The sequence below is a fragment of the Caulobacter sp. GW456-12-1-14-TSB4 genome (assembly GCF_059424195.1).
In genome coordinates this window covers 1-10,019 of sequence record NZ_JBWKZF010000060.1, presented here as the reverse complement: position 1 = coordinate 10,019, position 10,019 = coordinate 1, and the positions used below count along the sequence as shown (strand labels likewise).

Annotated in this window: 11 protein-coding genes; 7 read left to right on the top strand and 4 right to left on the bottom strand. The window is 68.8% G+C overall.

Going from position 1 to position 10,019, the window contains the following annotated elements:
- Window positions 1–66: 66 nt before the first annotated feature.
- Entirely contained in the window at window positions 67–978 is a 912-nt protein-coding gene (locus AC07YH_RS26355; RefSeq protein WP_494749853.1) for an SDR family oxidoreductase, read from the bottom strand.
- A gap of 32 nt (window positions 979–1,010) precedes the next feature.
- Window positions 1,011–1,754 (bottom strand): SDR family oxidoreductase, encoded by a 744-nt coding sequence (locus AC07YH_RS26350; RefSeq protein ID WP_494749852.1) that lies wholly within the window; start codon window positions 1,752–1,754, stop codon window positions 1,011–1,013.
- 128 nt (window positions 1,755–1,882) lie between these two features.
- Here AC07YH_RS26350 and AC07YH_RS26345 point away from each other — a divergent pair, with 128 nt between their 5' ends.
- The 7 genes from AC07YH_RS26345 (at window position 1,883) to uvrB (ending at window position 8,313) form a co-directional block, all read left to right on the top strand.
- A complete protein-coding gene (locus AC07YH_RS26345; RefSeq protein WP_494749851.1) occupies window positions 1,883–2,776 on the top strand; it encodes a LysR family transcriptional regulator in 894 nt (297 codons plus the stop codon).
- 20 nt (window positions 2,777–2,796) lie between these two features.
- Complete coding sequence (locus AC07YH_RS26340; protein ID WP_494749850.1) at window positions 2,797–3,231, top strand: DUF1810 domain-containing protein; 435 nt, start codon at window positions 2,797–2,799, stop codon at window positions 3,229–3,231.
- 153 nt (window positions 3,232–3,384) lie between these two features.
- A complete protein-coding gene (locus tag AC07YH_RS26335; protein ID WP_494749849.1) occupies window positions 3,385–3,708 on the top strand; it encodes a hypothetical protein in 324 nt (107 codons plus the stop codon).
- A 12-nt stretch (window positions 3,709–3,720) separates the two neighbouring features.
- Window positions 3,721–4,179, top strand: coding sequence for a hypothetical protein (locus tag AC07YH_RS26330; protein WP_494749848.1), 459 nt, complete (start codon window positions 3,721–3,723; stop codon window positions 4,177–4,179).
- Window positions 4,180–4,204: 25 nt separating this feature from the next.
- Complete coding sequence (locus AC07YH_RS26325) at window positions 4,205–5,092, top strand: DNA/RNA non-specific endonuclease (RefSeq protein ID WP_494749847.1); 888 nt, start codon at window positions 4,205–4,207, stop codon at window positions 5,090–5,092.
- 4 nt (window positions 5,093–5,096) lie between these two features.
- Window positions 5,097–5,960, top strand: a complete 864-nt coding sequence (locus AC07YH_RS26320) for a hypothetical protein (RefSeq protein WP_494749846.1) — start codon at window positions 5,097–5,099, stop codon at window positions 5,958–5,960.
- A 79-nt stretch (window positions 5,961–6,039) separates the two neighbouring features.
- Window positions 6,040–8,313 (top strand): excinuclease ABC subunit UvrB, encoded by a 2,274-nt coding sequence (uvrB, locus tag AC07YH_RS26315; RefSeq protein WP_494749845.1) that lies wholly within the window; start codon window positions 6,040–6,042, stop codon window positions 8,311–8,313.
- A 57-nt stretch (window positions 8,314–8,370) separates the two neighbouring features.
- Here the strand turns inward: uvrB and AC07YH_RS26310 are convergent, their stop codons facing one another.
- A complete protein-coding gene (locus tag AC07YH_RS26310) occupies window positions 8,371–8,817 on the bottom strand; it encodes a hypothetical protein (RefSeq protein ID WP_494749844.1) in 447 nt (148 codons plus the stop codon).
- A gap of 80 nt (window positions 8,818–8,897) precedes the next feature.
- On the bottom strand, window positions 8,898–9,875 hold the full coding sequence (locus AC07YH_RS26305) for an NAD(P)H-dependent flavin oxidoreductase (protein WP_494749843.1): 978 nt from the start codon (window positions 9,873–9,875) through the stop codon (window positions 8,898–8,900).
- Window positions 9,876–10,019: the final 144 nt, after the last annotated feature.

Genomic DNA, 10,019 nt, shown 5'->3' with positions numbered 1-10,019 from the left:
CAGCTCGGCATAGGCCGCGCTGCCCCCTCCGGCCCTCTGGGCCACCTCCCCCAGAGGGGGAGGATCTTACTTCGCGCTGACCTTCAGCAGATCCTGCAGCCCGATCCGCCAGAACAGCTCCGCCCGCACGCGGTCCGCGACGCCGTTGACGATCTCCGCCCCATCCTGCGACGGGTCGATGTGCACCCGGAACGGACGCTGGCCGAACGGCGTGTCCACCACCGCCGCGATGGCCTTGGCCACCTCACCGGCGTCGGCGTCGGCCGGCTCCAGCGCCGCCAGGCCGTTCAGCGCCGCCTCGGCCACCCCGGCGTAAGGCCCGTCCATATAGGTCGCGGCCACCGCCGCGTCGGCCGGCTTGCCCGAGTGGGCGAAGTGGTTGGTGCCCTTGGTGAAGGCCCCCGGCACGATGATCGAGGTCTCGATCCCCCAGCGGGTCAGCTCGCTGGCATAGGAGACCGCCAGGCTGTCCATCGCCGCCTTGGCCGCGAAGTACGGGGCCAGGAACGGCGGGGTGCCGCCGCGGGTCGAGCTGGACGACACCCAGACCACCAGGCCCTTGCCCTGCTGGCGCAGCACCGGCAGGGCGGCGCGGTTGACCCGCTGGGTCGACAGCACATTGATGTCGAACAGCTGGCTGTACTGCTCGGGCGTGAAGGCTTCGGCCGGGCCAAAGCTCATATGACCGGCGTTGTGGACGATGACGTCCAGGCGGCCGTCCTTGGCGACGACCTGCGCGATGCCCGCCTCGACCGAGGCGTCCGAGGCCACGTCCAGTTCGACCGTGCGCAGATCGACATTGTGCTCTTTGGCGTAGTCGGCGGCGGCGGCCACCTGCGGGGCGTTGCGGCCCGTGGTCTCGCGCATCGAGGCGTAGACCGTGTGGCCGGCGTCGGCCAACTGGCGGGCGGTGAGCGCGCCGAAGCCCGAGGAGGCGCCGGTGACGAGGATGATTTGCCCAGAAGCGACTTGAGTCATGACACTATTCCTTTCTTGGGAGGGGCGCGGGATCAGATGATGCCGCCGTTGATGCGCAGGACCTGGCCGTTGACCCAGGCGCCGTCCGGACCGGCCAGGAAGGCGACCGAAGCGGCGATGTCTTCCGGCTGGCCCAGGCGTTCCAGCGGCGCGGCCTTGGACAGACGCTCGATGACCTCGGCCGGCTTGCCGTCCAGGAACAGCTTGGTCGCCGTCGGGCCGGGCGCGATCGAATTGACCGTGATGTTGCGACCGCGCAGCTCCTTGGTCAGGATGGCGCTCATGGTCTCGACCGCGGCCTTGGTCGCCGCATAGACGCCGTAGCCGGGGGGCAGCAAACCGACGACGCTGGACGACAGGCTGATGATCCGGCCGCCGTCGCGCAGGCGGTTGGCGGCCTCGCGCAGGACGTTGAACACGCCCTTCAGGTTCACGGCGATGGTCTGGTCGAACAGGGCGTCGTCGGTGTCGGCGATCGGGGCCAGCTTCATGATCCCGGCGTTGTTGACCACCACGTCGACGCCGCCGAACGCGGTGTCGGCGCTATCGAACAGGCGGCGGACGGCGGCGGGGTCGCTGACATCGGCCTGGGCGGTGATCGCCTTGCCGCCGGCGGCCTCGATCTCGCGCACCACGGCTTCGGCGGGCGCGGCGTTGCCGGCATAGTTGACGATGACGGCGAAGCCGTCGCGGGCCAGGCGCTTGGCGGTCTCGGCGCCGATGCCGCCCGAGGCGCCGGTCACCAGCGCCACCTTGGTTTGGATCGATTGGGTCATCTGAAGTCTCCGGGTTTTCAGGTCCGCCGACCGCGTCGGCAAAGGGACCATGCGCCTTCGCCCCGATTGAATAATTCAGCCAAACGCGACATGACTGTTCGCATTGTCGAATAATGGAGACGCAGCGGGTGGACCGGTTCGAGGCGATGCGGCTGTTCGTGCGGATCGTGGAGCGGCGCAGCTTCACCCAGGCCGCCGGCGACCTGGACCTGCCGCGCTCGACCGCCACCGAGGCCGTGCAGCAGCTGGAGAGCCGGCTGGGCGTGCGCCTGCTCCAGCGCACCACCCGCCAGGTCAGTCCCACCCTGGACGGCGAGGCCTATTACCAGCGCTGCCTGCGCCTGCTCGACGACCTGGAGGAGGCCGAAGGCGCCTTTCGCGAGCGCACGCCGCGCGGCCTATTGCGGGTCGATGTCCAGGGCGCGCTGGCTCGCCGCTTCATCGTCCCGGGCCTGCCCGAGTTCCTCGCGCGCTATCCCGAGCTGAAGATCCAGATGACCGAGGGCGACCGCCTGGTGGACCTGGTGCGCGAGGGCGTCGACTGCGTGCTGCGGATGGGCGACCTGGAGGACAGCGCCATGGTCGGCCGCCGCGTGGCCCTACTGCCCGAAGTGACCTGCGCCGCGCCCACGTATCTGGCGCGGATGGGGACCCCGAGCCTGGAGACGCTCAGCGACCACCGCATGGTCGGCTTCCTGCAGGCCGGGACCGGACATCCCTATCCGCTGGAACTGACCCTCGACGGCAAGCCGCGCGCGTTCGCCGTCGCCGCCGACGTCACCGTCAACTCGGCCGAGAACACCGTGGCCATGGGCCTGCTGGGCCTCGGCCTGATCCAGGTCCCCCGCTACCGGGTGGAGGACTGCCTGGCGGGCGGCCAGCTCGTCGAGGTGCTGACCGACCATCCGCCCACCCCGACGCCGGTGTCCCTGCTCTATCCGCGCAGCCGACAGCTGTCCCCGCGCGTTCGAGTCTTCATAGAGTGGGTTGCGAGACGCTTCGCCGACCCGCCCAGCGCGTGACGACGCAAGGAGGCGTCGCGATGGTCCAGACCGCCCAAGCCGCCCGCCCCGATCTCAGCCGCTTCATCGAAGCCCAGACGGCCACCTACGACACCGCCCTGGCCGAGCTGAACCGCGGCCAGAAGACCAGCCACTGGATGTGGTTCGTGTTCCCGCAGATCGCGGGCCTGGGCCACAGCCCCACCGCCCGCTTCTACGCGATCGCCAACCTGGACGAGGCTCGCGCCTACCTGGCCCACCCGGTGCTGGGCCCGCGCCTGGCGGACGCCGTCGAGGCCATCCTCGCCTTGCCCGGTCACGATGCGGGCGCCGTGTTCGGTTCGCCCGACGACCTCAAGCTGCGATCCTCCCTGACCCTGTTCCGCGCGGCCGATCCGGAAGAGCCGACCTTCCAGCGGGCGCTGGACAAGTACTTTAGTGGACAGGCCGATCCGCTGACGCTGGAACGACTCTGAAAACATCCCTGAGTTGACAGGTCGCGAAATTCGCGCGACCGTCCGCGCCGTACCGGGGCGTGACATCATTCCTGTCCGTGGACGCGCGCGCCGCGTCCCGCGCGCTTCCGTCTGGCTTTCGTTCGCGTCGAATTCCGTCCGGGGCCTTTCGCCATGTCGCTGAAGCCTGTCGCCGAGCTTGCGCAATACGGCCTGCTGATCTGGCTGGCCGTGGTCGCGGCCACGCTGCTGCTGAAGGGCTTTTCCGGCGGCGACATCCGAGGGCTGATCGTCAACCGCAAGACCGGCGGCGTGTCGCCCGCGCGGCTGCAGGCGCTGGGCGTCGTGGTCGGTTTCGCCGGCTGGTACGGCACGCTGGGTCTGCAGGCGGTCTCGGCCCACGCCACCGCCCTGCCCGAACTTCCGACCGAGGCGCTGACCATCCTGACCGCCAGCCTCGGCGTGCACATCGGCGGCAAGTTCTATGAACGCACATAAGGGGGAAGCATCATGATCAACACGCCCTGGGGCCTGCTGGCCTACATCGTCGGCGTCGCCGTCGTCGCCATCATCCTGAGCTTCGCGGCCGTGGTCGCCTGGCGGCTGGCCACGAAAAAAGGCGAGCTGGACGGGCTGATCGCCGAGATCCCGTCCGAGACGGCGCTGAAGGCGGCCCTGGTCGCGGCCATCGCCGCGTCGGGCGGTCAACCGCCGACCGCCGAGGCCGTGGCCGCCGCCGTCCGCCGCGTGCCGGTCAAGGCCAGCCTGTCGCGCTTCCAGTTCCTGATCTTCACCTTCGTGGTGGCGGGCCTGTTCCTGCTGCTGTCGATCGAGGCCGGGGCCTTCGTCGAGGTGCCGCCGACCGTGCTGGGCCTGATCGGCATCAGCGGCGGCAGCTTCATCGTCTCCAAGGGCATCTCCAGCAACAGCGCCGGCGGCCAGGCCCCCACCGGCGACGGCAGCCAGTAGCCTCACAGGCACGGGAGAGACCGCGATGCTTCGTCCGCTCCTGCTCGGCGCCGCGATCCTGGCGCTGACGCCCGCCCTCGCGCCATCCCTCGCTTGGGCCCAGGCCTCCCCGCCCGGCAAGCCGCAGCCTGGCGCCCGCCCCGACCCGGCCACGCCGGCCTGCCTGGCCCGCTTTACCCAGGTCGGCCTGCCGCGCCATCGCGGCGACGACGAGCACGCCAAGCAGATCCTGATCTGCCGCGACGGCTACGCCGTGTCCTTCAACAAGGAGACGCGCAATCCCGACTGGGTGATCGAGCGCCTGTCGCCGGCCGCCCTGACCGGGACCGCCAAGCGCAAGGACAACTTCCGCGCCGATCCCGACGCCCTGGGCTTCAGCCCGACGCCGCAGGACTATACCGACGCGGCCAACCCGCGCGATCGCGGCCACCAGGGCCCGGCGGCCGACTTCAAGTCCAGCCAGCCGCAGACCGACGACAGCTTCTACATGACCAACATGTCGCCCCAGGTGGGGGCCGGCTTCAACCGCGCCCAGTGGCGGTTCCTGGAAGAGGACGTGCGCGCGGCCGTGCTGTGCGGCGGCCACCAGGACGTCATCGTCATCACCGGCCCGATCTACGGCTCCAGCTCGCTGTGGATCGGCAAGGGCCAGTACAAGATCCTGTCGCCGGCCGCCTATTTCAAGGTGCTGTACGACGTGCAGCGCGGCCGGGCGATCGGCTTCCGCCTCGACAACAAGCCCTACAAGAAGACCCCGTCCGACAAGTTCATCGTCCCGATCAGCCAGTTGGAGGTCGAGACGGGCCTGGACTTCCTCGCCGCCCTCCCCCGCCGCGACCAGAACATCCTGGAAAGCAGCAAGGGCAGCTTCTGGGGACACGGGCAGGGCTGCGCGAACGAAGTGAAGGACTAGGGGCATGACGGCGGCCGCGGCCAAGATCTTCAATCGTTCGAACATCATCGCGGCGCTCACCGGCCTGATCGGCTTTGGCGCCGGCACCGTCTGGCCGATGATCCGCGAAGAGCTCCACTGGTCGGACGAGCTGACCAACAAGGAGCGCGACTTCGTGCTGAAGATGATCGAGGTGCAGCGCAACGACAGCCCCGCCACGGCCCAATCGACGGCCGTGCTGACCGGGGTCGTCGCCAAGCGCTATCTCGACGCCAAGTTCGCCGAGGAATTCACCAACGCCATCAGCAGCCGGGCCCTCGTGCTGAGCACGACCGACGCGGCCCCGAAATCCTTCAAACCCGCCGCCCCCGAGGAGGGCAAGAGCGACGAACCGGTGACGCCGGCGACCGCGCAAACACCCTCTCCGATCGTCGCCGCCGCCCTGGCCCAGACCGACCAGGCCGCCCAGCTCGCCGCCAGCTTCTCCAGCGCCGGCGTCAAGCAGCAGCCGGCCGCCGTGCGCGAGGCCCTCAAGGCGCCCATCGCCCGCGCCTTCGTCCACGTCGGCGTCGAGTCCGATCGCGGGACCGGCGCACGGCTGAAAGACGACCTCGGCAAAGCCCTCGGAACCGGTTGGCAGATGTACGGCGTCGAACTGGTCCCCGGCTTCAAGGGGGCGACTCAGGTTCGCTACTTCTATCCGGCCGACCAGGCCCAGGCCCAAACGCTCGCCGACACCCTGGCCGCAAGCTTTCCCGACGTGCGTTGCCAGAGGATCCCGGGCTACGAAAATCGCCCGGGCGTCAAGCCGAGGCTGTTCGAGACCTGGTTGGCGCCTGGCGCCAAGCCCAGCGGCGCCAAAGGACCCAAGCCGAACTGCGCCTCCTGACGCCCTCCCGCCACGCTACTGCCACTCCCCGTCAGCAGGCCCTCTAGCGTTCGGCGAGCGCCGCTCCTAATTTGGAGCCATGCCTCGCACCCCGACTGACGGCGTCTCGGACGTCTCGACGCCCTTCGTCATGGACATTGTCCAAGACGTCGCTTCCCAGATGGGGGATGGCGCGACCATGCCCATGCTGTGGACCCCGCACCGCCCGGAGCGGCCGGAGAAGTCCGAGGGCGGCAAGAAGTTCAAGCTGGTGTCCGACTACCAGCCCGCCGGCGACCAGCCGACGGCGATCAAGGAGCTGGTCGAGGGCATCAACAACCGCGACCAGGACCAGGTGCTGCTGGGGGTCACGGGCTCGGGCAAGACCTTCACCATGGCCCAGGTCATCGCCGCCACCCAGCGCCCGGCGCTGATCCTGGCCCCGAACAAGACCCTGGCCGCCCAGCTGTACAGCGAGATGAAGGGGTTCTTCCCCGACAACGCGGTCGAGTACTTCGTCAGCTACTACGACTACTACCAGCCGGAAGCCTACGTGCCCCGCACGGACACCTTCATCGAGAAGGACAGCTCGATCAACGAGCAGATCGACCGGATGCGCCACTCGGCCACCCGGGCGATCCTGGAGCGCGACGACGTCATCGTCGTGGCCTCGGTCAGCTGCATCTACGGCATCGGCTCGGTCGAGACCTATACGGCTATGACCTTCACCCTGACGGTGGGGGACCGGGTCGACGAGAAGCAGCTGATCGCCGACCTGGTGGCCCAGCAGTACAAGCGCAACGAGATGGCCTTCGAGCGCGGCACCTTCCGCCGCCGCGGCGACACCATCGAGATCTTCCCCGCCCACTACGAGGACCGCGCCTGGCGCGTCACCATGTTCGGCGACGAGGTCGAGTCGATCGCCGAGTTCGACACCATGACCGGCAAGAAGACCGCCGACATGGAGACCATCAAGGTCTACGCCAACAGCCACCACGTCACGCCGCGCCCGACCCTGCGCCAGGCGATCATCGCCATCCGCGCCGAGCTCAAGGAGCGGCTGGCCTGGCTGGTCGAGAACGGCAAGCTGCTGGAGGCCCAGCGCCTGGAGCAGCGCACGACCTTCGACCTGGAGATGATCGAGACCACCGGCTCGTGCGCCGGCATCGAGAACTACAGCCGCTACCTCTCCGGCCGCCAGCCGGGCGAGCCGCCGCCGACCTTCTTCGAATACATCCCCGACAACGCCCTGCTGTTCACCGACGAGAGCCACCAGACGGTTCCGCAGATCGGCGCCATGTACAAGGGCGACCGCAACCGCAAATGGACCCTGGCCGAGTACGGCTTCCGCCTGCCCTCGGCCCTGGACAACCGCCCCCTCAAGTTCGAGGAGTGGGACGCCATGCGGCCGCAGTCGGTGCACGTCAGCGCCACCCCCGCCTCGTGGGAGCTGGAGCGGGCCGGCGGCGTCTTCGCCGAGCAGGTGATCCGCCCGACCGGCCTGATCGACCCGCCCGTGGAGGTGCGTCCGGTCTCCAAGGACGGGGCTAGCCAGGTCGACGACGTGGTCGACGAGATCCGCCAGACCATCAAGAAGGGCTACCGTACCCTGGTCACCGTGCTGACCAAGAAGATGGCCGAGGACCTGTCGGAATATCTGAACGAGCAGGGCATCAAGGTCCGCTACATGCACTCCGACATCGACACGCTGGAGCGCATCGAGATCATCCGTGAACTGCGGATGGGCAATATCGACGTGCTGGTCGGCATCAACCTGCTGCGCGAAGGCCTGGACATTCCCGAGTGCGGCTTCGTGGCCATTCTCGACGCCGACAAGGAAGGCTTCCTGCGCTCGGAGACCAGCCTGATCCAGACCATCGGCCGGGCCGCGCGGAACGTCGACGGCAAGGTCGTGCTCTACGCCGACCGGATCACCGGCTCGATGGAACGGGCGATGGCCGAGACCCTGCGCCGCCGCGAGAAGCAGCACGCCTACAACCTCGAGCACAACATCACGCCCGAGAGCGTCAAGCGCGACATCAAGGACATCCTCAACAGCCCCTACGAGCGCGGCGACCGCGTGCTGGTGCCGATGGGCATGTCCGAGACCGACGACCGTCCGTTCAGCGGCGACAACTTCAAGGCCGCGCTCAAGGACCTGGAGGCCAAGATGCGCGAGGCCGCCGCCAACCTGGAGTTCGAGACGGCTGCCCGCCTGCGCGACGAGATCAAGCGCATGAAGCTGATGGACCTGGAGTTCGCCAACGAGGTGCTGTCGGCGACCGGCGACGAGGTCGACAAGTCCGCGCCGAAGCGCCTGCGGGCGGAGATCCGCGAGGAGAAGGCGGCGGAGTTCCGCAAGAAGCGGCGGTAACGGGCTCCCCTCTCCTCCCCCTTTGGGGGAGGGGGACCGGCGAACGCCGGTGGAGGTCTACCAGCCCTTCATGGTGTCGTAGTTGTCGCTGAAGATGATGTTGTAGATGATCCACTTCGAACCGTTGTCATAGCCCTGGAAGCGCACGAACAGCGGCGCGTTCTCCAGCCGCGCCAGGTAGATCGACACGACGAAGCCGTCCGCCGGCCGGGTCGTCTCCACCAGCTGCCAGTCACGTAGCGCGCCGTAGTAGCGCAGACCGTTCTCGGTCCCGGCGATGGCCTGCTCGAGCTCAGCCTGCTTCTTGCTCATCAGCGTGCCGGCGAAGGCGCCGCCGTAGGCGTCGGCGACCTTGCCCGCCTTCAACGACGTCATGAACGCCTCGATCTTGGCCTCCACCGCCGCCGGGGGCGGCTGAGGCGCCTCGGCCGCCCGCGACGCGGCGGGCACCAGGCAGAGGAACACGGCCGCGACCGCGGCGGCGGGGGAGGCAAGACGGAGCATGGACGACACCTTCGACTGAAGCCTCAGCTTAAGAGGCTTCGGCGACATCGCGCAATCTTCGGATGAGCGGCTGGACCGCCCTACCCCACCATCCCCGCCAGCCGCTGCCGGATCAGCGCCTCGGCCTCGGCCACGATCCGGTCCACCAGCTCGCGGACGGTCGGCACGTCGTGGATCAGGCCCTGGACCATGCCCGCGCTCCAGACGCCGTGGTCGATGTCGCCGCTTTCCAGGCCCTCGCGACCGCGCGCGCCCTTTACCAGCTGGGCGACGTCCTCGAACTTGGCGCCGCCGGCCCGTTCGATGGCCACGACCTGCTGGCTGATGGCGTTCTTGGCCACGCGGGCGGTGTTGTGCAGGGTGCGGAAGATCAGGTCGGTGGCGCGCTCGTCATTGGCGACCATGGCCTGCTTGAAGTTCTCGTGGATCGGGGCCTCGACCGTGGCGCAGAAGCGGGTGCCCATGTTGACGCCGTCGGCGCCCAGGGCCAGGGCCGCGACCAGGCCGCGCGCGTCGCCGAAGCCGCCCGAGGCGATCATCGGGATCTTCACCTTCTCGGCGGCGACGGGGATCAGGATCAGGCCGGGGATGTCGTCCTCGCCCGGGTGACCGGCGCACTCGAAGCCGTCGATGCTGATGGCGTCGACGCCCATCCGCTCGGCGCTGAGGGCGTGGCGGACGGCGGTGCACTTGTGGATCACCTTGACCCCGTGGGCCTTCAGGTCGTCGACATGCTCCTGCGGCTTGTAGCCGGCGGTCTCGACGATCTTGATCCCGCTCTCGATGATCGCGGCGCGGTACTCGGCATAGGGCGGCGGGGTCATGGCCGGCAGGATGGTCAGGTTCACGCCGAACGGCTTGTCGGTGAGGTCGCGGGTGCGGGCGATCTCCTTGGCCAGCGCCTCCGGCGTTGGCTGGGTCAGGGCCGTGAGAAAGCCCAGCGCCCCGGCGTTGGCGACGGCGGAGACCAGCTCGGCCTTGCCGACCCACTGCATGCCGCCCTGGGCGATCGGGTGCTCGACGCCGAACAGCTCGGTGAAACGGGTCTTGATGGCCATGTCGCGCGGGCTCCCTCTGGTTTTGAGGAACTATGCGAGGGTGACCGTAGGGTCAGGCAAGAGAAGATCCTCCCCCTCTGGGGGAGGTGGCCCGGAGGGCCGGAGGGGGCAGCGCGGCCTATGCCGAGTAGCCCCCTCAGTCGC

What these genes read in the sequence shown, in the direction of transcription:
- AC07YH_RS26355 (WP_494749853.1), bottom strand. Translation starts at nt 978, where the DNA reads ATGACTCAAGTCGCTTCTGGGCAAATCATCCTCGTCACCGGCGCCTCC.
- AC07YH_RS26350 (WP_494749852.1), bottom strand. Translation starts at nt 1,754, where the DNA reads ATGACCCAATCGATCCAAACCAAGGTGGCGCTGGTGACCGGCGCCTCG.
- AC07YH_RS26340 (WP_494749850.1), top strand. Translation starts at nt 2,797, where the DNA reads ATGGTCCAGACCGCCCAAGCCGCCCGCCCCGATCTCAGCCGCTTCATC.
- AC07YH_RS26335 (WP_494749849.1), top strand. Translation starts at nt 3,385, where the DNA reads ATGTCGCTGAAGCCTGTCGCCGAGCTTGCGCAATACGGCCTGCTGATC.
- AC07YH_RS26330 (WP_494749848.1), top strand. Translation starts at nt 3,721, where the DNA reads ATGATCAACACGCCCTGGGGCCTGCTGGCCTACATCGTCGGCGTCGCC.
- AC07YH_RS26325 (WP_494749847.1), top strand. Translation starts at nt 4,205, where the DNA reads ATGCTTCGTCCGCTCCTGCTCGGCGCCGCGATCCTGGCGCTGACGCCC.
- AC07YH_RS26320 (WP_494749846.1), top strand. Translation starts at nt 5,097, where the DNA reads ATGACGGCGGCCGCGGCCAAGATCTTCAATCGTTCGAACATCATCGCG.
- uvrB (WP_494749845.1), top strand. Translation starts at nt 6,040, where the DNA reads ATGCCTCGCACCCCGACTGACGGCGTCTCGGACGTCTCGACGCCCTTC.
- AC07YH_RS26310 (WP_494749844.1), bottom strand. Translation starts at nt 8,817, where the DNA reads ATGCTCCGTCTTGCCTCCCCCGCCGCCGCGGTCGCGGCCGTGTTCCTC.
- AC07YH_RS26305 (WP_494749843.1), bottom strand. Translation starts at nt 9,875, where the DNA reads ATGGCCATCAAGACCCGTTTCACCGAGCTGTTCGGCGTCGAGCACCCG.